Below are 25,239 nucleotides of genomic sequence, written 5' to 3' on the forward strand. Positions count from 1 at the left end.
ATTCTCCGCCAAGAGTTTATAGTTCCTTTCTATTATAACACATAAAAGACTTCTTTTGCATTGCTTAAAAAAAGCAACAAAAACATATAATTGTAATATAATATAAAAGATAAAAAAGACGGGGCCTATAAATGATATAGGACTTTTGGTCCCGTGTGAAATAGGTCTTTTGCCCCCTGGAAAAAATGTATAAAAGCGGTACAATATAACTAGGCCTATTATACAAGGAGCGTTCTATGCAATCTTTTTTCTGCCGTGTACTTGCCGTTGTATTTGCTTTAAATTGTGTTCTCCCCACCCCCTCGGCGTGGGCACAGGCGCGCCGTCCGTCAGGACAAAAAAACACTACGGGTACGACTGCCAAACCTAATGTAGGTGCGGCTGTTTCCCAGGCGGCTAATAAACAACTGCCTACGCAAATTAATCAGACAAGGAAACGTTTTGAAGATAGAAGCCGTACGTATTACCAACGTTTCCAAGATTTGGATAAATTACACCAATTAAAGAAAAAAGAGGCAGACAACCAAGCCGCTGAGGAAAAACGCGCCCAAGAACAGGCTTTTGCAGATTATCAACGGGATGTCCGCTCTGGGGCAGTTATGGAGCGAGACGCTACTTATGTGGCTCCTGCCGCACCTGTTCTGCCGCTTCAACGCCCCACTAATGATGTGTTGGACCTGCTGGCCAAAGACGAATTGACTTTGCAAAATATGGGTGACTTTATTGACCCGATGGGCAATACCAACGACTCCTTTTTAATGAACACCGTCTATGCGGCCGAAGCCTTGGGCAACACGGTGGATTATATGTTGCAGGCTGTAAAAAGCGGCAACGCGGATAAAGCCGCGTTAGAAGAGTTTAATAATGATTTGGAAAGTGTTTATCTGCGTATGGCATATCGGGAAGGGATGCTTTCCTCTCTGCCACATGAATCTATGATTCGTACGATGGCTGTGGGGTCTTTGCGTATTGCGATGTTAAAAGTGCATAATTATCTGTTGGCTACGCAGAAATCGGACCCGTTGGTCACTTCGCAAACGCTCCCCGGTCGCGGAAAGCCCTACACCAGAACCGAATATGTAGAAGTGATGGAACGGAAACCGGGGTTGGACGGGCAGTTTTTTATTGTAACCAAAAGAGTTCCCAAAAAAGTTACCGACTATGTCAAGCAATCGGTCTCTGTGTTTCCGCCCACTCATTTTAAGGAAACGCAAAACAAGTATTTTAAAGAAATGGCGGCTGCTGCCCAAAAAGGGCTTGAACCCAGCGACGAGAAATACCAGGATGTAGTGGCGCTGGCGGACTATGCCACCAAATATACACTGCTTTCCGATCCGGCTTCCGTGGGCATTTTGGTAAAAAGTTTTGACAAAGGCGTCAAAGATACGGATTTTAAAGCGGATAATGCACCGGTAGTAAACCAAATTATTGCGGGCATAGTAGATGAGGTCCGCCAAGAAGCCCGCGGGTCGCAAAAGTGGAATAATGCTATGCAATTCTTCAAAAATTTTTCCGACCCCAAGGTTTATTCCCTTTCCACGCGCGTAATTGCGTTGGAAGCGGCATCCGTATTAATGGGTAACCAGGCCGGTAAAGAAATGAGTAAGGGTGAATTTGCTTTCCGCAAGACTTTTGCCCGCCGCGCGGCTGATTTGTATGAACCTTTGCAAGGTTCTTATTATAAGGACTATGGTTTGGATTCCAAACAAATGCAGGCATTATCGGATAAGTTGGCGGATATCTATAACCAATTTGCTACGGAACCTTTAAAATTGGAAGAATATACCAATAACGGTTCCAAGCCCGTTGCCGGAATTAAAGGGCTTATTTCCCCCGGCGAAAAAGGCTTAATTATTGCCAACGACCCGAACACCTCTATCCCTGCTATTGCGCCTTCTAACCAAGGCAATATGGTGCAAAACCCGGACGGATCAATCCGTATGATTTACGGGTATATATATACTTCTAAGGGCCGCTGGGTGGAAATTGCCCAACATAACGGCTTAAATAAAGCCAAAGTGGATAAAGAAAACGCAGTGGCGTTCTTCTGGTTTGTCGGGGAAGCGGTTTTGTGGGTATATGGCGGCACTCTGATTGAAGCGGCCAGCCAAGCGTTCCGTTTTGCGCGTGGGGCCATGCTTGCTTTGCCGAAAGCCCTTAACGCAGCGGCCAAATCTAATAAAGGACGTGCGCTCTTGACTTTCCGCGTGGAATTGACCAAGGCTGGCAGGTTGGCTTCTTATACGTCCAAGGCTGTTAATAACAATGTAACAATGGCAGTTCGTTATATTGAGACAGGCAAAGCACCGGCTACAACGCTTCCGTCCAAGGTGGGCGAAGGGTTGGCTCCCGTTGTCAAAACAAAGACAATTGCCCAGCCTGGTAAATCTTCTATGCGTTTTTTGCAGAATGAATATTCCCGCTGGAACCCGAGACGCTGGGTAGGGATGACCCCCAACCGCCAAATTGTGGGTGTGGATTTCTACCAAATATTACCGGGTGGAGCACAAAATGTTGGCTCGGTTAATTTCGCGGGCCGATTAGCCTCCTTGCAAAACGGTGTGAAAGATTATGATATGCTGCGCTTAATGAACCACGGCGTGCAAGGAATGCAAAAAACCGAAGGGATGATGTATCCTTGGCTGAAATTATCGGTGCCGGAACTGCGTGCTGCACAGGCATATTCCCGTATGCAAGGTATCAGTTTTGATGCGGCCAAATCTGGCGGGTTTGACGGCTGGGTAAATATTAGAATGCCGGTTTACGGTTCGGACAAAATGCCGGTACTGGCCAGTCAGCCGGGCGCTACGGGGGTTGCGATGGAGTCCTCTTGGTGGAACATAACCAAGTTGGGTAAACCGGGCAACGACCTGTTTAGCACGGATGTGGTAGTGGCCCCCGCTATGAGCCGCACGGCAGCACGGACGGCCTTTGACCCGCTTTCTATCCCCGGGGCAGTTAAATTCCCGGCGCAGATGTTGGCAAACGGCCAGTGGGCGGAACAAGTAGGCCAGCAGTATTTTAGAATTGCCAACTATAATAATAAGTTCTTGGATTCGTTTATGCCGCGCCTGGTGCCGACAAAAGCCTTTACTAAGGAATTTTTGACCAACCCGCGCTTTGCGTGGAGTATGGGCAAGGCTTGGCTGAAAACCAGTTACTTTACGCAAAGTTTAACCGGAAACTTAGTATTCTTCGGCGGATTAGCAGGAGCGGACTATGCTGTCTATCCGTTTGTGATGGGGCATATTACAAATAACGGACAAAAGGAAGTACAGGCCGAAATGGCTAGCCCCAAATACGGCGGAGCCTATGACCCGGACAAACTCAAACAGGACGAACAAAACCAAGAAGCCGCTTTAGCCCAACTCAAAGCCGAAGGCCAGGATTACAACCCGAAGCAAATGGATGCCTATGAAACGGTAAGCGGAGCGGAAAAGGAATCGTCGGAAGGTATGTTTATGGGCTCTCCGATTATCTTTGGGCGCGAAGCTTTGGGCAAATTGGGCGTAATGGACAATATGTATGTTACTATGCCCTTAGTAAAACGCTTGCAATATCAGGCGGCTAGCGTGAACTTTAACCGTGCTTTAGGAGAGGGAAACAAGATAAAGAACCAAAAGGCTCTTGATAACATTATAAAGGCGCAAACCGAAGCAATTGCCGTACAAAAACGCGTTACTTTGGATAGTTATAAACCATATGTTTCCGCAGACGAACTGAAACAAATGGGTGCTTGGTATGATGAATATTTAGCCTCGGTTGTTGCTGCCTTGCGTAGCAATGAATCGTCTGACAACAAACAGAAACAGCAGGAAAAGGCTACTAAGTTGCTCAATTCCCGCTTGTTGAACAAGAAGGAAAAAGTGGAGCGCCGACTGGAACTTTTGGGCCAAGAAGCCGCCAACCAAGAGAAAGCCCTATCGGAAATGGCCCTGGCTAATGTGAAATCGTACTGGATTATGGCATTTGAACAGTATGGTTTGGAGGGCAAATCAGCCGAAGTAACAGCATTCTTTGATTCCTTTACCCCGCGCTTTTTGAATGCGTATGATATTAAGGATGCCACCGCCAGAAATGCGACTCTTGCGAAACTGGCTAGCGAGTTGACGAATAAGGAAGAAGTGTGGAAGGAGTCGGTTGAAGCAAAAATCTTTAAACACAACGAGAAAGTAAGCACCGAGGAGGCGAATCCATTTGCCGAGGATGATGACCAACTCCAAAACTTTCAAATAGAGGAACCTGAACCGGTGCAATAAAAAGTCTGCAAAATGTAAAACACCCCGAGATATTGATTAACCCCGGGGTGTTTTTTATGATAATGTAAGATGTATTTTTAGACTTTACTTAAAATTAATACGCTCCTTTTCTATTACCAGCGGGCGCTTTAACACTTGGGTTAAAATAGCCCCGATGTACTCGCCAATGATTCCAATAAAAAACAGTTGCACAGAGGAAAAGAAGAGTACCCCTAACAAAATAGGAGCTGTGCCCATTGGAAAATTATTCCAAAACAATAATTTTAAAATCAAATAAACAAAGGCCAGGGCTAAACTTATCCCCCCTAGTATAAAGCCGCCCATTGCCGCCAACCGCAAAGGCACCTTGGAGTGATTGGTAAAACCAATCATCGCGTTGTCATACAGCGTGTAAAAATTATTTTTGGTAAATCCGCGTTTGCGGGTGGGCTGAACAAACGGCACGAGAGCGCGGGAATACCCCAGTTCGCACACGAGCCCGCGCAAATATGGGTAAGGGTCATTTAAGCGGCGCAGTTCCTCCACCACGCATTTGTCGTACAGGCCAAAACCGGTACAGTTATCCGGCAGTTGCGCGCCGGAATCATTAAGCAGGTTAAGCAACCAATAATAAAAGCGCCGTACGGCAAAAAACAAAACAGATTCCTTACTTTGCGTTTTCTGCGCGAGCACTACCTTGAAGCCTTCTTCCCACTTGGCTAAAAACTGTCCAATAAGTGCGGGCGGGTCCTGCAAGTCAGAGGCCATATAAATAACGGCATCCCCGCTGCACTGTAAAATGCCATAATAGGGCGAGCGGATATGCCCAAAGTTTCGGGCATTGGCAATTACTTTAAAATGCGTATCCTGCGCAGCAATTTTGCGCAGTTCTTCAAGTGTGCCATCGGTGGAAGCGTTATCCAGCAGCACCTGTTCATAATCGTATTTATCTGCGTATTTGGCCATTTCGGCCTTTACTTGCTTGTAGAGTTCCCACACATTTTCCTGTTCGTTAAATGCGCTGGAAATAATTGAAATTTTCTTTTTCATTTGTGAAATACCAACTTTTTATTAAGTATAAAACCGAGCATTGCAAGAGGTAAAACTAAAATTGCCCCCGCTATGTATAAGTTAAACCCGACGGAAGATAATATTTTCAACCCTGCCACGTTACACAGGTAAACCACACCATACACGCCGAAGAACTTTCCTAAAAGTGCGTTGTTATGGCTCTGGAACACAATTCCGCCAATGGTCTTAAAATTGAACAGAACCCCCAAAACCGTGGAGCAAAGCGGTGCGAAAATATAATTAAATCCTATCCATACAAAGAACACATACAGACAGTATGCAAAGGCGGTATTCAAAGTGCCTATATATAAAAAGCAGACAAATTGCTCCGGCAAATGTAAAATGCGTGCCGTAATTTGCACCACTTTTTTAAAAAGAGCCGCTATCCATAGGCGAAAATTCATCATTTTATCTCCTGCGGGTAGAGCCGTGCGGCTAATTTAGCCAAAAAGTACCCCAAAACAGCCCCCAACACGTTATTTAACACATCATCTATATCGCATACCCCCAAATGGGTATAAGCCTGCAAACCCTCAATTATGCAAGAAATAAACACACCGACAAGAAGCGTTTTCCACCAAGTGCATTTTTTCCACAAAAAAGGCAGTAAAAAACCCAGCGGCAGGAAAAAGACGATATTTAAAACCATATCTTGCAGGGGTGCCTTTTGGGATATTTTAAATACATTGTTTCTTGTTTGCAAAATATTGTTGCAGACATAGGCAGAAACGGTGCCGTCTTTTAACAGACAATGCGCCGCCAAACGGTAAATTTTCAGCACTTCCATACGCAATACAAGCCCCGGCTTGGGGGTGCGGCACAAAAAGGCCAAATATATAACACTCCCCGCATATAAAAACGTCCAAACGGGATAGTAATATTTCCGGCAGGTTTCCCCAAAAAATTTCCGCCCCCAAGGCAGGAGCAGGAGAGAAAAAACAATAAATAAAATAAAAATAATGGTGGCTGTCATTGTTTGGCAAATAGGTGCGTCGTCGCAAAATACCGTATAAAACATTGTAAGTAAACGGGAGTTACTTGTCAATGTAAATAAGCCTTTAAATCGGCCCGGAGTTGCGCTTCCAGGCTCTCCGGGGCCAGCACCTTTACATAGGGCAGCCATTGCTTTATTTGGGGCAAAAGTTGCATAAAATTAGCCGTTTTACAGGTTAAAATAAGCGCCCCGTCCGCCAGCGTTTCTTTTATTTTCTGGTGCGAAAACACTACCGTTTCTTTAAAATACCGGGCCGCTTCCGGCGCTACTCGCAACGTAACCTCTATATTTTGCTCCTGGTCAAACCAAATATTGGGCTCCGTGCGCAGTTTATCCTCTATATTTATGGGCGTAAAATGCTCCTTTAACAGGCGGATATCCATTATTTGCGAAAGCGTAAATTTCATAAAGGTATTTTCGCTGTTTAGCGTGATAAGATACCACGTGCCGAACAAGGCGATCTTTACAGGGCGCAAGTGGTTGTACCAAACCCGCTGGTTGCGCTTATTAATATAGCAAAGATTAATGTAGGTATATTGGTAGAGGGCTTGTTCCAGCCGGGTCATTACCTGCGGGTTGGATTTACCCTTTATCTCCGGGGTTTTAATAAAATAAATATTTTTGCCTTCCGGACGGGCCGCAGCCTTTTGCAGGCGCGTAAAACTCTCTTGCCACTCCGGCCCAAGGTCTTGCGCTACCTCCCCCATAATAGCCAACAGCGCGCTGTCCCGCGCGGAAAGCGGCAGTTTAGCCAACGAAAACCCCTCCGCCAGCCGGTATAATCCCGGCCCCGTTTCCGCTATTGGGAAACAAGCCTCTTCAATAAAAAGGATATCCCGCTGCAAGGTGCGTACGGAAAACCCCAATTCACGCGCTTCCACGGACAAATTAACACTTCCGCGCTGTAATTTGGCGAGTAAATACAAAATGCGGTTCATTTTGCTTAAAGAGGCTTTTTTAATAGACATATTCATATAATAGCATACTTCCAAACATTGTGATATAATAAAAAAGGCGGCTTGTCCGCCCTACAATTTGAGTTGGCGAATTAATTATTTTCAGGAAGCCCGGTTTGGGACTGGGCAGAGCTGACGGAATAATTCCGTCGGCACTTTGGAATCCTAAAATAATCGTTCCTGCTTATTCTTTTGGAATAAGCAAGCGGCGATTACTTGGGTTATTCCAAAGGCTCCGGTAATTCGCCGCTTTTTTATTCCGACACCTCGCTTCCCAATTAATTTTATTATAGAACGACTGTGCGACAATAGTATTGTCGCGCCCTCGTGTTACACTTTTGTAAAAGGAGAATAATTATGAGCCAAATAGTTCAAGTCGGTAATGAAATCTTACGCATCAGCCCCAAAAATCCCTGCCATATAGAATATTCCTATAACGGCGGTCGCACTTGGTTAAGCCGGTACATCGGCACCGTGGCGGGTCCGTTTAAGGACTTGCAAACCGTCGGTACGCAGTTGGTAGCCCTGTCCGCCAAGGGAACCTTTTATTCCAAGGACCAAGGCCGTACCTGGCTACTAAAAAGCAGATAAAACAACATTTAAAGAAGTTAAAAAGATATGAGGATAAAAAAATGAAAAAAGAAAATATAGAAGAACCCGCCGCTACGGCGGTAGGTTGTTTAAGAGGTACTATTTCCGCCAGTATCGGTATGGTGTTGGCTTGTTTGGCGGGCATTTGGGCCGGAACCTACTGGCACAGTATTCTTTTAGGAATAACTACCGGGATTGGTATCTTCCTCTTCTGTTTGTGCGTTTCCGTACTGATTATGAACAGCGCCAAACGCTTAACCACACTGGATTGTATCCTGCCTGTGTTTATTTCGGCCATATCCGGCGTGCTGTTTGCTCCGCTTAGTTTTGTTGGAAATGGTTCCTTCTTTTCCAGCATTACTTGTATGGGGGCCGGGCTCTTTTTGTGCATTGTACTTTTTATGTATAAGCAAAAAAGAATTCCTGCTGGGTATTTAGTTTTGCCCTTTTTAACTTTTGCCTATGAACTCTTACCCATAGAATTACCTACGGACATTGATAATATTTTGGCTTTGGGCGGAAGCGGAGTAAATACTTGGCTCGCCTATGTAAACCGCAACCCGGTACAAGCCTTGGAAAACTTTATGGATTAAGGAGAAAATAAAAAATGAATATTGATAAAATCTTACTTAAGAGTTCTGAATATTTGTTACACGCTTGTGATAAGCAAACAGAAGAAATGTTCCCACAGAAAATAGCAGATATTGTTAAATTTCACGCAAAAGGTGCCGCATTATCGGCTTTGGGAACTGCGTGGGTTCCTGGTGCTGGGGCATTTATAGCAAATGCCGCCGGAATAGGGTTTATTTGGGGAATGTATGCAAGGATTAATAATGCGATAGATTTAAAAACATCTGAAAATATTACAAAAACCTTAGCATCCGGCATCGTTACGAATTTGGGCGCATATTTTATAGGAAATACATTGCTTTCGGCAGCATTTTCCTTCATCCCTGGTTTGGGGAGTGTTGGTGCATCCGTTCTTACTGGTGGTATGGTATATGCATTAACCATTGTTTCGGGACTAATATATTTAAAAATATTAACAAATATTTTTACTGCTGGAAAAGATCCAAGTACTTTTTCTGCAAGCCAATTAAAAAAATTTGCAGAAAGTGCTAAAAATGAAATGGATATTGAAGGTATAATTGATTCAGCAAAAAATTATTTTAAAGATAATTATTCTGACGAAGCAGAAAAGGCCGCACGAAAAAAATAGAATCTGCATTTACCCCCTTGGATATCCATAGGGGGTAAGTTTATTGATGAAAGAGGTAAAAAAATGAACAAAGATTTTGCATTTAATATCAACAGACTTGATTATATTTCTCCCAAGATAAAAGAGGAGACTCCCATTTTATCTTGGGAGTCTCCTCATAAACATCAGGATAACGCTCCACTAGAAGGATTGCAACCCTTTAAAATACTAAAAAAAGATAAGAAGCGCGAGATACGCGAAACGTATCAAATTCCCCAAAATGAAAAAATCCTGTTTTTTTCTACCGAAGAAAATGAAAGAGTTGTTATTACAGAAAACGAACTCATATGGGACGACCCAGAATTAGACACCATTTATCGGATTCCCTGGTCCAAGATTCAAAAAGTGTACTATAAAGACGAGCAATATATAGTGCAAACATTGGACAACGCAGAAAGCGCTATCCCAACTAGTTATTTCTGGGGAAATTCGCTAGATATGGAAAAAATACCTGCTTCCTGTAACCGCATTGCTTCCATTTTGACCGATGTCGCCAACTGTGTAAACAAAATAGGAGACACATTATGATAACTTTAAAGGAAATTAAGCAATATCAAACGCAGTCGTTTGACCCAGCCTTTGAGGCTCTCTGCCAGGCGGGAAAACTCGCCTGGTACCCGTGGGTGGGCAAAAATTATCCTTCGGCGTCCAGTAAAATATTGGTAATCTTGGAATCGCATTATATTGATAAAGCAAAATCCAATGTAGAAGACGTCCAAAATCCGCTCTACACGCGCCGCTTGGTGGCGGAGCGGTGTTATTCCCAACATTGGTGGAACAGCCCGACCTGGAACAATTTAAACGCGTTTTTGGCGGGCAGAAAACTGGCGGCGGAAACCGCACCCAAATTATGGGAAAATATCGCGTTCTATAATTTTGTACAACGCCCAATGCCCTCGCCGTCGGACCGCCCTAGCGAACGGGATTTTGCGCAAGGCTGGCAGGCATTTAAAGATGTTTTAAACACCTTAAAACCCGGAATTTGCATTTTTGCCGGGATGTCCGCCCTCTCGCATACGGAACAGTTTTCCCCCTCTTTAACACTTGGCAAATTAACCCCGTGGGGCGAAAAGATAAACAATACCTTTACGCGCCCGGTGTTTTCTATCCACGCGGGTAACGTAACCGCCAGCGGGGCCGCCATCCAGCACCCCGGGTCTTTTTTCACCTGCGAAGCGTGGCACAATTGGCTAAGAGCCGTCCTCCCCGCCGCGGCACAACAGCTGGAAGACTGGGCAAAATAAAGCCTTTTAGCCTCCTACAAAAATCCCCGGGCTACATTACAACCCGGGGTATTTTTATCTCTGTACGTTGATTATGCAGAAAAGGCGAGATGCGCGCCTTTATAACTATTCTACCAGCAGATAGCGACAGCGTCTTGTCGCCCAACTAAAAAAACTACCCCGCGCCGGGAAGTAGCAAACGCGGGGCAATGGCAGGAAAGCGGCTAGTTTACGGTCGAGCGACTGTATCTGCTGATTTTTCAGCGGCTAACTCTGCGAATTTTTGCGCCATTGTCGGGTTCTTTTTTACCAGTTTTTTAACGGTTAAATCTTGCGCCTTATCATTGGCTAACCGCAGGTTATTTTCCGAGGACAACAGCGCATCTTTGGTTTTTTGCAGGTGGTCAATCGTTTTATCAATTTCCTCTATGGCTTTTTTGAATTTATCGCTGGCTAATTGGTAGTTGCGCCCGAACTTGGCTTTGAAATCGTTAATGTCGTCCTCAAAGTGCGAAATGTCCAAATTTTGGCTTTTTACTTCTGCCAGTTGCCGGCGGTAATCGGCCGCGTTTAACGCGGCATTTCGCAGTAGCGTAATCATCGGGATAAAAAACTGCGGGCGGATAACGTACATTTTGGGATATTTGTAAGACACGTCCACAATGCCCGTGTTGTACAGTTCGTTGTCGGCCTCCAACAGCGACACGAGCACCGCATATTCGCACCCTTTTTCCTTGCGGTCCTTGTCCAGTTCCTTGAAAAAATCCTCGTTTTTATGTTTGGTGGCGGTGGTATCCATTTCGTTTTTCATTTCAAACATAATGGATATAAATTCCACCCCGTCGGCGGTTTGCTCGCGAAAAATATAGTCGCCTTTGCTTCCGGTGCGAGCATCATTATCCTTTTCAAAATACGCATTTTGAAAGCCCGTGGCCCGCAAGCGGTTAAACTCAATTTCACAATGCTTTTCCAAGGTTTCGCCTAGCATTTTGGTTGACATTTTGGCCTTTAAATCCTTATAGAACGCAATTTCCTGGTCTTTGGCTTTTAGTTGGATTTCGTAATTGTCCTTTAAAGATTGCGCCTGTAACTGCGTTTGATTTTTGACATCGGCCAGTTGCGCCCGGAGCGACAAAAGTTCTTTTTCTTTATCGTTTAAGCGTTCCTTTTCCCCCGCCACCGCACGGCTGACGGCTAGTTCCTGTGCGGTTTGCGCGGAGGAAATCTGCGCCTTTAAAGATATTATTTCCTGCTCGTAGGCTGCTGCGGCCTGTTGCTTGTCGGCTTGCGCCTGGGTTTTTAATACAGCAATTTTGCCCGCCTGTTCCTGGGCCAGTTGCTTGGCACGGGCTTCCAACTCCTGATGAAATTCAGCGGTCCGCACCTGGCTTAATAAATCGGCATAGCCGGACTGGTCCACTTGAAAAATTTGTCCGCAATGCGGGCATTTAATTTCTGGCATAATATAAAACTCCTTGGGAAAATCTTTATTCTATTATACCAAGTCAGTGTTATATAGTGTTTAATCTATGCGTGAAAATTGCTACAATAGATAAGTAAATTACTGAATAAAAGAGGAAAAAATGTTTGCAAATTTTAACCCGTGGCACCACGTTTCGCCCGGAGATAAAGATTCTTTACCTTATGTTGTAAACGGGATTATTGAAATTCCGAAAGGCACCCGCGCCAAATACGAACTGGATAAAGCCAGCGGCCTTTTGCGCTTGGACCGTGTACTCTATTCTTCCGTGTATTATCCGGCCAACTACGGTTTTATTCCGCGTACTTATGGTGCCGACAAAGACCCGTTGGATATCCTTATTTTATCCCAAGCCGAAGTGGTACCGATGTGTATTGTTCCGGCGCGTATTATCGGGGTAATGCGGATGCTTGATAACGGCGAAGCCGACGATAAAATCATTGGCGTAGCACAAGGCGATCCGAACGTAAGCCACTATACAGATGTATCCCAACTGCCTGAGCACTTAATTTCGGAAACAATGAGTTTCTTTGAAGATTATAAGAAGTTGGAAAATAAAACGGTTGTAGTGGAAAAGATTTTTGATAAGCAAACGGCTATCAAAATTTTGAAGGAAGCCTTTATTGCGTACGAAGAAAAATTTGTAACATATAGCAACTTTACCCGTACATTAGACAATAAATAAAGGTAAGGATACTCCCGCTTTAACGCCCGGCAATAACCGGGCGTTTTTGGTAATATAACTATGCTAAAACCCGCTATTCTTATAAAAGCCAGCCTGCAAATTTTCTTTTCTGGACTAATGGTTTTAATCTGCCTGCTTATGCCGATGCTTGCGGATATTGAGTTTGGAAATTTACGCTCGGTATTGGCGGGTGTTTTATTTTGGAGTAATCTTTTTCTGCTTGGCATTTTTGGAATATACCAGGCTATTACCAATTTAAAAACTCTTTTCCCCAATAAAAAGTTACTGGTAACACCGCTTACCATTTTGCACAGTTCCACCCGCTTTTTGGAAGTTTCCCGCTCTCGCTTTTTATGGGCGGCTTGCTTAAACCCGTTGGATATGAACATTTCTACGGCTTACACTCTTTGGGCTTTGGTGCTGACGGTGGGGTTCTTATGCTTGTTGCCAGCGGCGGGCCCTTGGCGGGCTAAGTTACTGTTTATCATCTTTTTTCTTGTGCTTCGTTTAGGAGTAAAATTCACCGTGCTAATGCAATATAGCCGTTTGTACACCCAACTGGCAGAGGTGCAAACCACTATTGACGAGCGCGGCATTTGGTGGACTTTGCTTGATGAAAACGAGGACGAAATGAGCGAGGAGTTGCACACAGAGGATGAATATATAGCCTTTACTCCTTGGGAAAAAGTAAAAGCCGTACGTTACCACAAAAATTATGTAATCTTATATACCGCCGACAGGGATTACATTTATTTTGTAAACTCTCCCCTGGATAAAGCCATCCTAAACACCTATTTTGCCTTGTCCAAACAAAAGTAAAACTGCACTATTTGCAAAACTCCCCATTAGCATATTCACACTAACGGGGAGTTTTAAATTACCCAATGATTAGTTATTTGGTTTCGGCGGATTGGTTGGCCGGGGTTTCAAACAGCGGGCCACAGTTGCAAGAACCACAGCATCCCCCGCAAGAGTCTTTTTTCTCTGCGGTGGCGGGCTTTTCCGTTTGGGCAACAGGAGCCGCTTCGGGCGCTGTTTCAGCCGCAGGGGCTGTTTGGGCGGGTTCTTCGGCCTTGACAGGCGTTTCACACGCACAAGAATCGTGTTCGTCCTCACAGCAGGAGCAATCATCGTGTGCTTCTTCCTCGTGATGGCAGCAGGGGCATTCTTCCACTACTTCTACCGCGCAGGTTTTCTTTTCGGCACCGTTTTCCACGGTTACAACCACTTCTTCCTGCACCGTTTCGGTTTTGGTTTCTTCGGGGATGTCCTCGCCGATTACGCCGGGTACAAAGTCCGCAGGCGCGGTGTTGGCGCGTGCGGCTTCCAACGCTTTCTCGGTCGGGCGCAGGGTTACTTTGCGCCATTTGCCTTCGCCCTCGCTGGCGGTGGTTACAAATTCGTTACCTTCTACCGCGCGGTGGATATAGCGGCGCAGTTGCGCACTCATCGGGCGGAAGCGGAAAACGCTGTTGCCGCGCTTAATCATATCAATACCTTTTTCAATTTCGGCATTAATTTTGTCTTCGGCCTTTCTCCAATAATTTTGCGTATCGGTAATAACGGAAATAGGCTTGTCAAAATGGCGGCTTAATGCCAACGTGCATAAATACTGGATGGCTTCCAAGGTTTTTCCCTCTTTACCAATCACAATAGCCGGGTGGTCGCAGTCAAACGTCAGCAAAATGCGTTGCTGCTTGTCATCCCACCATACGTTCAAATTTTCCGCCTTTACGCCCATATGAGTAAGTACCTTCTCCAAATATTCCTTGGCTTCGGCCATAGGGGCTTTCAAATTTTCCGGGATGACGGCATTGCGGATAGCCTCGCAGGGCAGCATTTGGGGTTCGTTGGCCTTAGGAGCCTTTTCGCGCGGTTCACGCACGTCTAACACCCGTTCGCTTCTGCGGTTATTGCGGCGGTTGCCGTGGGCTTCCTTGCGGTTGTTGCGTCCGTTGCGGGATTTGGCGGGGCGTTTTTTCGGAACGTCCATATAAATTTGCGCATCTAAATTGGCAGTGGACCAGCGTTTTTGGCGCAATTCTACAACCGCCGGGCGGGAACCGATACCCAAGAAACCCTTTTTAGGCGTTTCTAATACGGTTACTTCCACTTGGTCTCGTCTTAAACCTAATTCTTTTAATCCCTTGGCAATAGCCTCGGATACGTCTTTTGCTTGTACTTTAATTTTATTCGGCATAAAATGACTCCTTAATTTGCTTTCGCAATTTTGCGGTTAATAAGCGTTTGAATCCCGTAAGTGAGCAGGCTGTTTGTCAGCCAGTAAAGCACCAATCCGGACGGGAAATTCATAAACAACAAGGTAAAAATAAGCGGCATATACTTAAACATAGCCGCTTGGGACGGATCCGTCCCTGCGGGGATATTGCCCTTTTGCTGGAAGAACATCACAGCACCCATCAAAATAGGCAACAAATAGTACGGGTCTTTTGAAGACAAGTCCGTAATCCAAAATACAAATTTAGCCCCGTGCAAAGACCAAGAAGTGCGCAACGCATTAAACAGAGCCAGGAAAATAGGCAACTGGATAAGAAGCGGCAAGCACCCGGCGAGCGGATTGACGTTGTACTTTTTGTACAAGTTCAAGGTTTCGCGGTTTAAGGCTTCGGGATTACCTTTGTATTTTTCTTGAATACGTTTCATTTCGGGCTGGACCTTTTTCATTTGGGCGGCCGATTTTAACTGCATAATCGTAAACTTGAACAAAATAGCCTGCAACAGTACGGTCAGCATAATAATAGCCACGCCGTAGTTGCCCGTCCAACCGTAAAAAGTTTCCAACACGTTGCGCGCGATTTTGCCTAACGCGCCAAAGAAACCGAACGCAATGGAACGGTCCAAATGATAGGGCAAAGTCAAAAACGCTTTGTAATCTTTGGGCCCAAAATAGAAATCGGAATTATATTCTACTTTGGATTTGGCTTCCACCGTAGTTCCCGCTACGGCAATGGAAAATTGCGGGCCTTTTAAATCGCCTTCTCCGGCCAAACCCCACATACGCTTTTGGGTGCCGATTTTTTCGGAAGAAGCGGCCAAATCTCCCCCTTTCCAATTCTGAGGAATTAAAACAGAAAGGAAGTAGCGGTTTTGGATACCGGCCCAAGTCCAAGGCAAGGAAGGTTGTTTGTCCCCTTTGGCAAAAGTTTCCAAGGTCGGCTTTTTCTTGCCTTCTTCCTGCACCAAATAAACGGCTTTGGATTCGCGTTCGTTATCGTTCATCTCGCTTTTGACCGTAGCCAAACCGGGGCCAAAATTCCAACTCCACGGAGCAACAGCCAAGTTTTGCGAGGTTTTGTTTTCAAATGTAACATTTACGTTATTAATTCCGTTTTCGTTAAAACGGAACGTTTTATAGACGCTAAACCCGGGAACAATGTCGCCCACAAAAGTAATGGAATCTTTTGTGCGGGCAAATTCGGCAAAGTCCACCTGCGGCATAGTGGAAAAATATCCTTCTCCTTTATAGGGAGTCAGGTCCACATCGCCGACAACATCTTTAAACAAATAGGTTTTAATACCCGCCCCTTTGGACGAAAAAGTAACATCCGCCTGAGGTAAATTAAGCGTAATTAATTCCTCGGGCTTGGCCGCGGATTTTTTTTCTTTGGATACGGAAATAGGGGCTGCCAGAACGGTTTGGGAACCGCTTGCTTGCTGGGCCTCCTGTACGGATTTTTTCAGTTGGGCCTCGGCGGCTTCCTTGGCCGCACGGGCTTTGGGGAGGGCGACAAACTGGTTGTAGCCGGTAATTACCAGTAAAAACAGCATTACGGTAATTAAGAACTGTCTGTTATTCATAAAACTCCTCTTGTGGCAAAACCGCCCGGCGCGCCGGACGGCCGGATAAGAGGAAGCGCAAACTGTAGAAAAACTGCGTTTAAGGAACCGGGTCGTATCCGCCCGGATGCAACGGATGACATTTCAGCACCCGTTTGAGTGCCAAATATCCCCCTTTAAACGCGCCATATTTCACAATCGCCTGCTTTGCGTATTGGCTGCAAGTGGGTGTAAAACGGCACACCCCGCGTGGACCTAAAAAAGGCCGCACCAGCAACATAAACAAATTGAGCAGTAAAAGTAAAAAATTTTTACACACGAGCGAAATTTGGTTCATATGTCCCTCAATAGGATTACGGCAAATTATCTGAAGAGGACAAAAGTAAAGCGGCCTTGCCGCATAGTAACGTGAGCGCTGATTGCGCTGCTTGTACAGTTGGTAATTTTTCGCTGTTGCGGGGGCTGACAATAATATCCGTCCCCGGCTTGATGTCTTTTCTACTCAGTCTGAACGCTTCTCTTAACAGTCTTTTGGTACGGTTGCGCACAACCGCAGGCCCCAATTTACGGGATACCACTACCGCAAAACGGGCCGGCCGGGTATTCTCCGGGCCGGACCGCCACCACAGTACTAATCCTGGGTACTGCAATTTTACGCCGCCTTGGATAACAGCCTTAAAATCTCTTTTAAGGTGCAGGCGGCTACTTCGCGGCAGACCGTAAGGCGTCATAGCGCTTAGGCGGCTCTGATTAATTCGTGGCGGCCTTTGGCTCTGCGGGCACTTAATACTTTTCTACCACCGGCGGTAGCCATTCTGGCGCGGAATCCGATGTGTTTGGCACGTCTTCTTTTGTTAGGTCTGTATGTCGGTAACATTTTTATCTTATACGTTAATTCTGGCCCGGAAACCGAACTGGAAAAAACGTATCTCCTGTTATTAATTTAAAATCGTTTCTGTATGAAACTTACAAATATTATATCTTTTATTGCAAAATTTTGCCAACCGTTTCATAAAATTATCCGGCTGAACTTTTATATTATCCCATATCCCAAGGTTGTATGCAAGCCCTCAAAAAATGCTATGCTGTACATAGATGATATTTACCGACTCGGGCATTATCCTTTTCCGCCAAGAATTTAGGGAAGCGGACCGTATGGTGTCGCTCTACACCCGCGAACACGGGCGACTCAACGCGCGCCTGCCTGGGGTATTGCGCGCCGCCGGCAAATTAAAAGCCGTCAGCGAGCCATTTGCCTGTGCCGATTACCGCTTTTATGTGCGCAGGGGCGGCACGGTAGCAACGATTACAGGCGGTAAAATCAACAGCATCTTTCCCCATATCCGCCAGGATTTAAAGTGCACCACACTCGCTATGCACTTCTGCGAATTAATACAGCGTTTAACCCCCCTGCACCAACCGAGTGAGGCCAAGTATGAACTCTTGCTTGCTGCCCTGACCGAATTGGAATTGGGCGAAATCAATTCTGCCTTTGCTGCGGCATTTACACTGCGGTTAATGACGCTGGCAGGCTTTGGGTTAGAAAGGCCTGTGCTTAAAATTTCGGCTGAATTTTGGCGGCGTATGCACGAGGACGAACTTTCCTCTCTCGTATTTTCGGAGCCGGAAGATTTGCTTGCCCTTTCCAAGTGCAACAGCGTTTGCCGACGTTTCTTAAACCAATATTTAACCTTCCCGCTAAATACCCTAAAAAACTTCGGCCTAAACGAGCCGGCCCCGCTCCCCGAGGGAAACCAAACCGAACCGGAAGAATTGGTTTTGCATCCGGCACATTAAAACACCTTGCCGTAAAGCATTTCAATTAGTACAATAATTTTTAAGGAGAAAAAAATGAATTATAAGAAAGTATCTGTTTTGTGGCTGTTTGTTTTATTACTTTGCGTATCCGGGCTTGCCAATGCCCAAACTAAAAAAGATAACCGTTTTGTAGGCGGAGTTTTTGGCGTGAGAGTAGGAGAAGAAGTCCAAAAAATTTATGCCCGCGTAAAAACCCCGGTAAAACCAGCGGCTAAAAAACGCCCCTATTATACTTCTTGGCAAAAGGCCATTTTAAAGGCTCACCAAGATATGAATAGAGCCAACGGCCCGTTGGGGGCTTCCGTTTCCAACGCTGTAACAAAAGCCCGCGCCAATTCGTATGAAGAGAACCGTTTGGCAGATTTCTTTGCCAAATTGGCGGCTACGCGCCCGTCGGTATTTACGCAATCCTGCCGAACCTCTTATACAATGCTTACCCGCGCCGCCAAAGAGAACAAACTCTTTCATCACTACAAATTAACCGCGATTGACGTGCGGGATTTTTGCTATATGCCCAAAGATGCGGTGGCGTATTTTATTGAATTTTTTAAAGGCAAGGCCTATCCGTATCAGGCGGCACAATACAAAAGAGCCATTTTGCTTACCTTAAAAAACCCTAAGGATGAACGCAACCGCACCTTGTCTATTGTGGTGGATACGGAAAGCCAAGTCCTGTTCCTCAACTATAATAAGCCGGCTAACTTGCAATACAATCCTTTGTTGCAAGGTTCATATATTCCGCTGGCAGTACGGTAAATTTAAATTGGTATTTATAAACCCCCTCCTAGGCTATACGGCCCGGGAGGGGGTTTGGTATATAAGACCCATAGCGTTTATAGGTCCAAAGACCCTTGTTCGGAGGGGTCGTAATTTTGGAAAATAATATGAAGGATGATTTAAATGATTAAGGAGAAAAAATGAATTTTAAGACTTTTTTTACTGCTGCTGTATTGTGTATTATGCTCTTTTCTGCAACGATGGAGTCTAAGGCTCAGACATTTCTGATTAATAAGCCTGTTACTTGGCAAAACACGCTCCGCCGAATAAATATGCAAGACGGTTATTCCGTATTGGGCGTAAAGGTTGGCAAAGCCATAGGCCGTATTAGAATACATCACCAGGAACAAAAGGAATTGGACCGTTTTTTTGCGTCGTTACCCGTTCAAAAGGCTTCTGCCTGCAAAATGCAGTACACGCGGCTTAAAAGAGCCGTTGCGCAGAACCCGGTGTTAGGCGGGTATCTACTGACGGCCCGCCCATTAAGGGATTTTTGTACTCTTTCCGCACAAAACCGTAATCAGATTATCAAAATGTTTCAAAATAAAATTACCGCCTCGTCCGCTACCCAATACCAAAATGCAATCTTGCTGAGGCTGGATGTTCCCGGGGCGAATTTGTGGTTTGTGATTCTGCCTAACAAAAAATTAATCAGTTACACTTTTAATGATCCGGCTGATTTTGACTTTTTGCCAGAATTGGATGGACCTTCGCGCAACTTACCCTTACGATAAGAAAACTATTTGATAAAAAATACCCCCTCGGACAAACCGAAGGGGTATTTTTTAAGGAATTTTTTATTACCCCAGCAATTCTTCCATATCCGGATAAATATCCGCCAAAGATTTATAAATCTTAAAGGCATTTTCGCGCACGAAAGTATTGGGCTGTTTAATTTGCGGCACCACACAGGTACGCATACCCGCGGAAATAGCCGCAGTTGCCCCGGCCACAGAATCTTCAAACACCAGGCATTGGGATACGTCCGCCTGCAATTTTTGGGCCGTTTTTAAATAGACTTCCGGGTCCGGCTTGGGGTGTTCCACATCGTCGGTAGTTGTAATGGCAGAGAAGTATTTGATAATATCTTTTTTAGTTAAAAAATGGCACGCCCATTTGCTAATGTTGGAGGAGGCCAGCCCTATTTTAAGCCCGCGGTTGTAAAAATATTCCACTGCTTGTTTTGCACCGGGACGGAAGTTAATTTCCCCGTCAGCCGCCAGATATTCTTCTACTATTTCCATCGTGCGGGAATTTATCCGCGCGATATCTGCCTGCGGGCCGAAATGTTGGCGCATAAAACGGGAGGCTTCCTCCCGGCTGATGCCAACGCACGATTCAAACAGTTCAAACGGGAAAGTTTTTCCGTCCTCTTGGGCGGCTTTTTTATAGCACTCAAAATAGATAAGTTCGGTATCAAACAAAAGGCCGTCCATATCAAAAATAACAGTGGTAATCATATTTTTATTATACCAGTTTTTTCTTTTTCCCCCGTACAGTTATATTTTATATAATGTATTTACATATGAAATACGGTATGAATTTTCAGGATATGATATCCGCTTTGAACCATTACTGGACTAAACAAGGCTGCGTTCTTGTTCAGCCCTACGACGTGGAAAAAGGGGCCGGAACCTATAACCCGGAAACCTTTTTCGGCTCGCTTACCAAAAAACCCGTCAACCGTGCCTATGTGGAACCGTGCCGCCGTCCCGCAGACGGCCGCTACGGCGAAAACCCTAACCGCTTGGGCAAATATTACCAATACCAGGTAATTATGAAGCCCGCTCCGGCCAATATTCAGGAAATCTATTTAAACTCTTTAAAAGCCATTGGCCTGGACCCCAAACAGCACGACGTACGCTGGATTGAGGACGACTGGCAATCGCCCACCTTGGGGGCTTCCGGAGTCGGTTGGGAAATTTGGCTGGACGGTATGGAAATTACACAATTTACCTATTTTCAAAATATGGCCGGATATGCTTTAAACCCCATTACGGTAGAAATTACCTACGGTTTGGAACGTATTGCTATGTACTGCCAAAAAGTGGATAATGTGTTTGATTTGCGCTGGAACGAGCAGGTAACCTACCGAGATGTACATCACGAAAACGAACGCCAGTTTTCCCATTATTATTTTGAAGAATCCAATGTGGAACATTTGCGCCGTTATATCCACGAGTGCGAAGAGGAGTGTCTGGCCTTGTGCAAAAAAGGTCTTTATCTGCCGGCTTACGACGACGCAATGAAACTTTCGCATTATTTTAATATGTTGGAAGCGCGCGGGGCTATTTCCGTATCCGACCGCACCAACAATATTACCAAAATCCGCAATTTAGCCAAGGCCTGTGCCAAAGCCTATGTGGAAAGTGTAGAAAAACAGGAAGAGGAGGCCGCTAAATGAACGCGTTTTTGGAAATCGGTGTAGAACATTTGCCCGCCCGCTTTATGGCCCCGGCCTTAAAGCAGTTAAAAACTTTAACCGCCCAAATTTTGGAAGAAAAAAGACTGACCTATAAGTCCGTGGACTCTTTTGGCACCTACCGCCGGTTAGTAGTATTGGTAGAAGATTTGGCCGAAAAATCGCTAGACGTGCAAAAAGAGGTAAAAGGACCGCCTGCCAAACTGTTAAAAGATGCAAACGGCAACTTTACCCCCCAAAGCGCAGGTTTTGCGCAGAAAAACGGTCTAAACCCCGAAAAATTAACCGTAAAAGAAACCGAAAAGGGACCGTTTATTTATGCCGTAGTTAAAATAAAAGGCGAAAAAACGGTCAAACTGTTGCCTGAAATTTTTACCCGCATTGTAACGGGCCTTGAATTTGCCAAAAATATGATTTGGGAAGAATCCGGCCTGCGCTACGGCCGTCCGATTCGCTCCCTTATTGGCCTGTATGGGCATAAGGTAATTAAATTTACCGTCGCTGGGGTTACTTCGGACCGCAACACCTATCCGCTGTCCTCCTTCGGACGCAAACCGATTAAGGTGGAACAAGCCGACAAAACTTATTACGCCGACCTTTTGCGCGCCCAACCGCAACCGATTTTGGTTATGCCGGAGGAGCGCAAGGAAGCCCTCATCAAAACCGTTACCAACGAGGCCGCCGTCCGCGGTTATCACGCGGATTTGGACCCGGAACTGATTGAAGAAACCGTCTGGTGTACCGAACACCCGGTGGCCGTCGGCGGGGATTTTGAACTTAAATTTTTAACACTGCCCAAAGAACTCATCACAACTGTTCTTAAAAAGCAGATTAAAATGTTCCCCGTAACCAACGATAAAGGCGAATTACAGCCGTATTTTATCGCTGTGCGCGACGGTATTTCCGTCAACCAAAACGAAGTGCGCGACGGGTTTAAAAAAGTAATGTCAGCCCGCTTGGCTGATGCCGTATTCTTCTTTGACAACGACAAAAAGGCCGGATTAAACGCATTTAAAGACAAACTTAAAAATGTCTTGTTCTTGGAAGGATTAGGCTCTATGTTTGAAAAGTCCGCCAGGACCCAACAACTGGCCGATTGGTTATGCGAAAAATTGGGCAAAAACCAATTAAAAAACACCGTGGATTATGCGGCTTCGCACGCCTATGCGGACTTGGCAAGCCACGTCGTGTATGAATTCCCGGAATTGCAGGGCTATATGGGTGGTCAGTATGCCGCTTTGGAAGGCCGCCAAGATGCCGCCAAAGCCTTGGAAGAATTTTATTTTCCGCTTACCTCCACCTCGCCCTTGCCATCTACCGAAGAAGGAAATATTGTTTCCCTTGCCGGAAAAATAGATACTTTGGTAGGTAACTTTTTAATCGGGCAAATTCCTACCGGAAGCGAAGACCCTTTCGCACTGCGCCGCCAAGCCTTTGGTGCGGTGCGTATGCTTTTGGAAAAGGGTATGCAAATTTCGCTTAAAGAATTGGTGGAAAAATCGGCCTCCTTATATCCCGCCGGAACGGTGGACAAAGGCTTAAAAGAATTGCCGAACTTTCTGTTTCAGCGTTTGGCCTTAGTGCTTGAACAGCGCGGGCATAATGCCGCTACGTTAAATGCCGTTTCCAACTGGTACGAACTCCCGTTCACGCAAGCGGAAGCGCTCGTCAGCGCGTTGGAAACCGTTAAAACGGGTGCAGAATTTGCCGCCGTACTTGAATCGGCAAAACGTGTATGCAACATCCTTAAAAAAGCCGGAAACGTAACCGAAGCCGTGGACGAAAAACTATTTGAACTCCCCGCCGAAAAAGCGTTATACGACAAAATTCACGAAGTAGATTCTTCTTTGGGTTGTGCGGTAAACACAGCCAAAACCAAGGAGGAATATTTAAACGTGCTGAAAACTTATGGTGCGTTTAAAGAACCGTTGGAAAATTTCTTTAAGGACGTAATGGTAAATGATGAAAATCCCGCCGTTCGGCAAAACCGATTGGCCCTGCTTGCACGAGTGCGCCGATACCTGACGCAAACAGTAGCCGACATTACTAACCTGTAAATTAGTTTTCCGTAAAAAATCCGCGCCGGAGTAAAATCGGGCGCGGATTTTTTTGTCCGCTCATACCTTTACGACGATAAAAAAGATAAAAAATTCCCCCTTGACAAAATCGCCAATCCGCTTATACTATCCTTACGGGAAGCAATTCCCACCAAGCCGGGAGCCGCAGAAGCGGAAAATGCGCCGGTGTAAGACGTGTATAAAAGCGATAGTGCCATAGGCTGGAAGAAGTTGGGCGTGTGCGCTTGGAAAGGCCAGGACGGTTGGGTTACATAACTGTCCGGGTGTCTGGTAGGCACAGTGCAGGACGTATCTGGCGGCCGGTCGGGCAGTCCGTTAAGGGCGGTTTGATTGGATAATGATGGTGCTGTTGTAGCGAAAGATGTGGGCGCAGAAGAAAGGTAGTGTTTCCGTTGGTTGATGTACTTGGTTCGGCCAGCGGGAAAAGCGGAGTGGCATAAGGCCCGGCAGTTGGCGTATAAAACGCGGAAAGCAGTGTAGTAAAGGAGTAGAAATGAACAGTAGTAATTAAACCCCTCGGTTTAACTCAACCGGGGGGCTTTTTATTGGTCTAAATCACTCCAACACGCTAGGCGGCGGAAGCATACTCCCCGTACTTGCCGACGGAGTAATATCCATTGTGTTTTGGGTATCCTGCGGTGTTTTGTTAGCGGGGTCCTCGGTTTCCTCGTCTTGCAAAGGTGTTAAAATCATTTCTTCGTAACTTTCATCAGGCAAGGGTGTTAAATTTTCTTCGGCAGGCGTAATCTCTTGCTCCCCGTTATTAGGAGCGACTTTAACCGTTTTGGGAGCAGAACCACGGACTTGACTCGGCCCATTATAAGAATTGGACGGGTTCCACCAAGCGGGCGGATTACCCGCGCAGGCGGCCATAAAGAAAGAAACTAAGAAACAAAATACAATCTTCTTCATAATCTTATTATACTATTTTACACTTTGCCCCGCCAATGCACGGCGGTATAATGCCCCTGCCCGGTAACTGCTGCGCACTAATGGGCCGCTGGCAACACCTTTAAAACCCAAAGAAAGTGCGTAATCCTCCCACGCCTTGTACTCCTGGGGTTCGGGATAGCGCGCCACCGGATAATGCGCGGCAGAAGGCGCCAAGTATTGCCCGATAGTTAATAAATCTACCCCGACGGAACGCAAATCTTTCATTAAGGTCTTTACCTGTTCTTCCGTTTCGCCAAGGCCCACCATAAAGCCTGTTTTGGTAAAAATTTCGGGAGCCAGTTTTTTGGAATTTTCCAATAGGGTCAGCGTGCGTTTGTAGTCAGCCCCAATACGCACCGCACTATACAGTTCCTGTACGGTTTCCACGTTGTGCGCCAATACCGCCGGGTGGGAATCCAACACCGTTTTAAGGGCCTGTTCGTCCCCCTTTAAATCGGAAATAAGAGGTTCTACCAACACTCCCGGGGTCAGGTGGCGGATAGCATTAATTACGCGCGCAAAATGTGCGGCGCCGCCGTCTTGTAAATCATCACGCGTGGGCATTGTAAGCACCGCATAGCGGATACCCCACTCTTTTACGGCTTCGGCTACGCGTTGCGGCTCATTTCCGTCAGGCGGCAAGGGGCGCGCTTTGGTTACAGCGCAAAAGCGGCATCCGCGCGTACAGATATCCCCCAGCACCATAAAAGTAGCATCTCCGCAGTTAAAACACTCGCCACGGTTAGGACAATGCGCCGCGTGGCACACAGTATGCAAAACGTGTTTATCAATAGAAGCCTGCGCCGATAGCGCGGCCGACGTACGCAGGGCGGCTTTATTGCGCCCGGCCAAATCTTTAAGCCATTGTGGTATTGGAATCGTCATAAAAATTATTATACAAAAACAGGCGCGTACCC

General features: G+C 45.8%; 27 protein-coding genes. 13 read left to right on the forward strand and 14 right to left on the reverse strand.

The features are described 5' to 3' along the window. The first annotated feature begins 236 nt into the window (after positions 1 to 236). Positions 237 to 4,259: a hypothetical protein gene (locus ACZOTW_RS01645; RefSeq protein ID WP_483997318.1), complete on the forward strand. Its 4,023-nt coding sequence runs from the start codon at positions 237 to 239 to the stop codon at positions 4,257 to 4,259. A gap of 84 nt (positions 4,260 to 4,343) precedes the next feature. On the opposite strand, the gene ACZOTW_RS01650 is transcribed toward ACZOTW_RS01645, so the two are convergent. From ACZOTW_RS01650 to ACZOTW_RS01665, 4 genes are all read right to left on the reverse strand, one after another. After that, complete coding sequence (locus ACZOTW_RS01650; protein ID WP_483997319.1) at positions 4,344 to 5,288, reverse strand: glycosyltransferase; 945 nt, start codon at positions 5,286 to 5,288, stop codon at positions 4,344 to 4,346. Then, complete coding sequence (locus tag ACZOTW_RS01655) at positions 5,285 to 5,716, reverse strand: GtrA family protein (RefSeq protein ID WP_428049504.1); 432 nt, start codon at positions 5,714 to 5,716, stop codon at positions 5,285 to 5,287. The genes ACZOTW_RS01650 and ACZOTW_RS01655 overlap by 4 nt, the downstream gene beginning before the upstream one ends. After that, positions 5,713 to 6,141 (reverse strand): VanZ family protein, encoded by a 429-nt coding sequence (locus ACZOTW_RS01660; RefSeq protein WP_428046589.1) that lies wholly within the window; start codon positions 6,139 to 6,141, stop codon positions 5,713 to 5,715. The genes ACZOTW_RS01655 and ACZOTW_RS01660 overlap by 4 nt, the downstream gene beginning before the upstream one ends. 209 nt (positions 6,142 to 6,350) lie before the next feature. Next, entirely contained in the window at positions 6,351 to 7,271 is a 921-nt protein-coding gene (locus tag ACZOTW_RS01665) for a helix-turn-helix transcriptional regulator (RefSeq protein WP_428042004.1), read from the reverse strand. Between the two features lie 345 nt (positions 7,272 to 7,616). On the opposite strand from ACZOTW_RS01665, the gene ACZOTW_RS01670 reads away from it, so the two are divergent. The 5 genes from ACZOTW_RS01670 to ACZOTW_RS01690 all read left to right on the forward strand — a co-directional run bounded on the left by ACZOTW_RS01670 (position 7,617) and on the right by ACZOTW_RS01690 (position 10,352). Beyond that, positions 7,617 to 7,850 (forward strand): beta propeller repeat protein, encoded by a 234-nt coding sequence (locus ACZOTW_RS01670; protein WP_428038169.1) that lies wholly within the window; start codon positions 7,617 to 7,619, stop codon positions 7,848 to 7,850. Positions 7,851 to 7,891: 41 nt separating this feature from the next. Then, positions 7,892 to 8,443 carry a hypothetical protein gene (locus tag ACZOTW_RS01675; protein WP_483997320.1) on the forward strand — a complete coding sequence of 184 codons (552 nt, stop codon included), beginning with the start codon at positions 7,892 to 7,894 and terminating at the stop codon, positions 8,441 to 8,443. A 14-nt stretch (positions 8,444 to 8,457) separates the two neighbouring features. Next, positions 8,458 to 9,069: a hypothetical protein gene (locus tag ACZOTW_RS01680; RefSeq protein ID WP_483997321.1), complete on the forward strand. Its 612-nt coding sequence runs from the start codon at positions 8,458 to 8,460 to the stop codon at positions 9,067 to 9,069. 63 nt (positions 9,070 to 9,132) lie between these two features. Then, positions 9,133 to 9,636, forward strand: a complete 504-nt coding sequence (locus tag ACZOTW_RS01685) for a hypothetical protein (RefSeq protein WP_483997322.1) — start codon at positions 9,133 to 9,135, stop codon at positions 9,634 to 9,636. Further along, the gene (locus tag ACZOTW_RS01690) at positions 9,633 to 10,352 is read left to right on the forward strand and encodes a hypothetical protein (protein ID WP_483997323.1); all 720 of its coding nucleotides are present in this window, start codon (positions 9,633 to 9,635) and stop codon (positions 10,350 to 10,352) included. Before ACZOTW_RS01685 ends, ACZOTW_RS01690 begins: the two co-directional genes overlap by 4 nt. 208 nt (positions 10,353 to 10,560) lie before the next feature. Here the strand turns inward: ACZOTW_RS01690 and ACZOTW_RS01695 are convergent, their stop codons facing one another. Beyond that, positions 10,561 to 11,793 (reverse strand): DUF2130 domain-containing protein, encoded by a 1,233-nt coding sequence (locus ACZOTW_RS01695; RefSeq protein ID WP_483997324.1) that lies wholly within the window; start codon positions 11,791 to 11,793, stop codon positions 10,561 to 10,563. A gap of 121 nt (positions 11,794 to 11,914) precedes the next feature. Between ACZOTW_RS01695 and ACZOTW_RS01700 the strand changes: the two genes are divergently transcribed. Both ACZOTW_RS01700 and ACZOTW_RS01705 read left to right on the forward strand, forming a co-directional pair. Further along, a complete protein-coding gene (locus tag ACZOTW_RS01700) occupies positions 11,915 to 12,496 on the forward strand; it encodes an inorganic diphosphatase (RefSeq protein WP_428038164.1) in 582 nt (193 codons plus the stop codon). Between the two features lie 60 nt (positions 12,497 to 12,556). Beyond that, the gene (locus tag ACZOTW_RS01705) at positions 12,557 to 13,315 is read left to right on the forward strand and encodes a hypothetical protein (protein ID WP_428049518.1); all 759 of its coding nucleotides are present in this window, start codon (positions 12,557 to 12,559) and stop codon (positions 13,313 to 13,315) included. Between the two features lie 73 nt (positions 13,316 to 13,388). On the opposite strand, the gene jag is transcribed toward ACZOTW_RS01705, so the two are convergent. The 5 genes from jag to rpmH form a co-directional block, all read right to left on the reverse strand. Continuing rightward, a complete protein-coding gene (gene jag / locus ACZOTW_RS01710; RefSeq protein WP_483997325.1) occupies positions 13,389 to 14,696 on the reverse strand; it encodes an RNA-binding cell elongation regulator Jag/EloR in 1,308 nt (435 codons plus the stop codon). An 11-nt stretch (positions 14,697 to 14,707) separates the two neighbouring features. Then, positions 14,708 to 16,315, reverse strand: a complete 1,608-nt coding sequence (yidC, locus tag ACZOTW_RS01715; protein WP_428038162.1) for a membrane protein insertase YidC — start codon at positions 16,313 to 16,315, stop codon at positions 14,708 to 14,710. A gap of 79 nt (positions 16,316 to 16,394) precedes the next feature. Then, positions 16,395 to 16,631, reverse strand: a complete 237-nt coding sequence (yidD, locus tag ACZOTW_RS01720; protein WP_177747005.1) for a membrane protein insertion efficiency factor YidD — start codon at positions 16,629 to 16,631, stop codon at positions 16,395 to 16,397. A 16-nt stretch (positions 16,632 to 16,647) separates the two neighbouring features. Continuing rightward, positions 16,648 to 17,025: a ribonuclease P protein component gene (gene rnpA, locus ACZOTW_RS01725; protein ID WP_177747008.1), complete on the reverse strand. Its 378-nt coding sequence runs from the start codon at positions 17,023 to 17,025 to the stop codon at positions 16,648 to 16,650. Between the two features lie 5 nt (positions 17,026 to 17,030). Further along, positions 17,031 to 17,171, reverse strand: coding sequence for a 50S ribosomal protein L34 (gene rpmH / locus ACZOTW_RS01730; protein WP_177747011.1), 141 nt, complete (start codon positions 17,169 to 17,171; stop codon positions 17,031 to 17,033). 218 nt (positions 17,172 to 17,389) lie between these two features. Between rpmH and recO the strand changes: the two genes are divergently transcribed. The 3 genes from recO to ACZOTW_RS01745 all read left to right on the forward strand — a co-directional run bounded on the left by recO (position 17,390) and on the right by ACZOTW_RS01745 (position 19,623). Further along, positions 17,390 to 18,091, forward strand: coding sequence for a DNA repair protein RecO (gene recO / locus ACZOTW_RS01735; protein WP_483997326.1), 702 nt, complete (start codon positions 17,390 to 17,392; stop codon positions 18,089 to 18,091). Between the two features lie 54 nt (positions 18,092 to 18,145). Continuing rightward, entirely contained in the window at positions 18,146 to 18,868 is a 723-nt protein-coding gene (locus ACZOTW_RS01740; RefSeq protein WP_440254992.1) for a hypothetical protein, read from the forward strand. Positions 18,869 to 19,029: 161 nt separating this feature from the next. After that, positions 19,030 to 19,623, forward strand: a complete 594-nt coding sequence (locus tag ACZOTW_RS01745) for a hypothetical protein (RefSeq protein ID WP_483997327.1) — start codon at positions 19,030 to 19,032, stop codon at positions 19,621 to 19,623. Between the two features lie 66 nt (positions 19,624 to 19,689). Here the strand turns inward: ACZOTW_RS01745 and ACZOTW_RS01750 are convergent, their stop codons facing one another. Then, positions 19,690 to 20,349, reverse strand: coding sequence for an HAD family hydrolase (locus ACZOTW_RS01750; protein WP_483997328.1), 660 nt, complete (start codon positions 20,347 to 20,349; stop codon positions 19,690 to 19,692). Positions 20,350 to 20,426: 77 nt separating this feature from the next. On the opposite strand from ACZOTW_RS01750, the gene ACZOTW_RS01755 reads away from it, so the two are divergent. Then, positions 20,427 to 21,293: a glycine--tRNA ligase subunit alpha gene (locus tag ACZOTW_RS01755; RefSeq protein WP_177747280.1), complete on the forward strand. Its 867-nt coding sequence runs from the start codon at positions 20,427 to 20,429 to the stop codon at positions 21,291 to 21,293. Next, entirely contained in the window at positions 21,290 to 23,368 is a 2,079-nt protein-coding gene (glyS, locus tag ACZOTW_RS01760) for a glycine--tRNA ligase subunit beta (protein WP_483997329.1), read from the forward strand. Before ACZOTW_RS01755 ends, glyS begins: the two co-directional genes overlap by 4 nt. Before the next feature lie 68 nt (positions 23,369 to 23,436). On the opposite strand, the gene ACZOTW_RS01765 is transcribed toward glyS, so the two are convergent. The 3 genes from ACZOTW_RS01765 to lipA all read right to left on the reverse strand — a co-directional run bounded on the left by ACZOTW_RS01765 (position 23,437) and on the right by lipA (position 25,201). Continuing rightward, complete coding sequence (locus ACZOTW_RS01765; protein WP_428040938.1) at positions 23,437 to 23,667, reverse strand: hypothetical protein; 231 nt, start codon at positions 23,665 to 23,667, stop codon at positions 23,437 to 23,439. Positions 23,668 to 23,944: 277 nt separating this feature from the next. Continuing rightward, complete coding sequence (locus tag ACZOTW_RS01770) at positions 23,945 to 24,301, reverse strand: hypothetical protein (protein WP_428043023.1); 357 nt, start codon at positions 24,299 to 24,301, stop codon at positions 23,945 to 23,947. 12 nt (positions 24,302 to 24,313) lie between these two features. Continuing rightward, the gene (gene lipA, locus ACZOTW_RS01775) at positions 24,314 to 25,201 is read right to left on the reverse strand and encodes a lipoyl synthase (RefSeq protein WP_428044977.1); all 888 of its coding nucleotides are present in this window, start codon (positions 25,199 to 25,201) and stop codon (positions 24,314 to 24,316) included. Positions 25,202 to 25,239: the final 38 nt, after the last annotated feature.

This window comes from Candidatus Avelusimicrobium sp. (genome assembly GCF_056976295.1).

Coding starts and splice junctions, on each gene's coding strand:
- ACZOTW_RS01645 (WP_483997318.1), top strand. CDS start 237: ATGCAATCTTTTTTCTGCCGTGTACTTGCCGTTGTATTTGCTTTAAAT.
- ACZOTW_RS01650 (WP_483997319.1), bottom strand. CDS start 5,288: ATGAAAAAGAAAATTTCAATTATTTCCAGCGCATTTAACGAACAGGAA.
- ACZOTW_RS01655 (WP_428049504.1), bottom strand. CDS start 5,716: ATGATGAATTTTCGCCTATGGATAGCGGCTCTTTTTAAAAAAGTGGTG.
- ACZOTW_RS01665 (WP_428042004.1), bottom strand. CDS start 7,271: ATGTCTATTAAAAAAGCCTCTTTAAGCAAAATGAACCGCATTTTGTAT.
- ACZOTW_RS01670 (WP_428038169.1), top strand. CDS start 7,617: ATGAGCCAAATAGTTCAAGTCGGTAATGAAATCTTACGCATCAGCCCC.
- ACZOTW_RS01675 (WP_483997320.1), top strand. CDS start 7,892: ATGAAAAAAGAAAATATAGAAGAACCCGCCGCTACGGCGGTAGGTTGT.
- ACZOTW_RS01680 (WP_483997321.1), top strand. CDS start 8,458: ATGAATATTGATAAAATCTTACTTAAGAGTTCTGAATATTTGTTACAC.
- ACZOTW_RS01685 (WP_483997322.1), top strand. CDS start 9,133: ATGAACAAAGATTTTGCATTTAATATCAACAGACTTGATTATATTTCT.
- ACZOTW_RS01690 (WP_483997323.1), top strand. CDS start 9,633: ATGATAACTTTAAAGGAAATTAAGCAATATCAAACGCAGTCGTTTGAC.
- ACZOTW_RS01695 (WP_483997324.1), bottom strand. CDS start 11,793: ATGCCAGAAATTAAATGCCCGCATTGCGGACAAATTTTTCAAGTGGAC.
- ACZOTW_RS01700 (WP_428038164.1), top strand. CDS start 11,915: ATGTTTGCAAATTTTAACCCGTGGCACCACGTTTCGCCCGGAGATAAA.
- ACZOTW_RS01705 (WP_428049518.1), top strand. CDS start 12,557: ATGCTAAAACCCGCTATTCTTATAAAAGCCAGCCTGCAAATTTTCTTT.
- jag (WP_483997325.1), bottom strand. CDS start 14,696: ATGCCGAATAAAATTAAAGTACAAGCAAAAGACGTATCCGAGGCTATT.
- yidC (WP_428038162.1), bottom strand. CDS start 16,315: ATGAATAACAGACAGTTCTTAATTACCGTAATGCTGTTTTTACTGGTA.
- yidD (WP_177747005.1), bottom strand. CDS start 16,631: ATGAACCAAATTTCGCTCGTGTGTAAAAATTTTTTACTTTTACTGCTC.
- rnpA (WP_177747008.1), bottom strand. CDS start 17,025: ATGACGCCTTACGGTCTGCCGCGAAGTAGCCGCCTGCACCTTAAAAGA.
- rpmH (WP_177747011.1), bottom strand. CDS start 17,171: ATGTTACCGACATACAGACCTAACAAAAGAAGACGTGCCAAACACATC.
- recO (WP_483997326.1), top strand. CDS start 17,390: ATGATATTTACCGACTCGGGCATTATCCTTTTCCGCCAAGAATTTAGG.
- ACZOTW_RS01740 (WP_440254992.1), top strand. CDS start 18,146: ATGAATTATAAGAAAGTATCTGTTTTGTGGCTGTTTGTTTTATTACTT.
- ACZOTW_RS01745 (WP_483997327.1), top strand. CDS start 19,030: ATGAATTTTAAGACTTTTTTTACTGCTGCTGTATTGTGTATTATGCTC.
- ACZOTW_RS01750 (WP_483997328.1), bottom strand. CDS start 20,349: ATGATTACCACTGTTATTTTTGATATGGACGGCCTTTTGTTTGATACC.
- ACZOTW_RS01755 (WP_177747280.1), top strand. CDS start 20,427: ATGAATTTTCAGGATATGATATCCGCTTTGAACCATTACTGGACTAAA.
- glyS (WP_483997329.1), top strand. CDS start 21,290: ATGAACGCGTTTTTGGAAATCGGTGTAGAACATTTGCCCGCCCGCTTT.
- ACZOTW_RS01770 (WP_428043023.1), bottom strand. CDS start 24,301: ATGAAGAAGATTGTATTTTGTTTCTTAGTTTCTTTCTTTATGGCCGCC.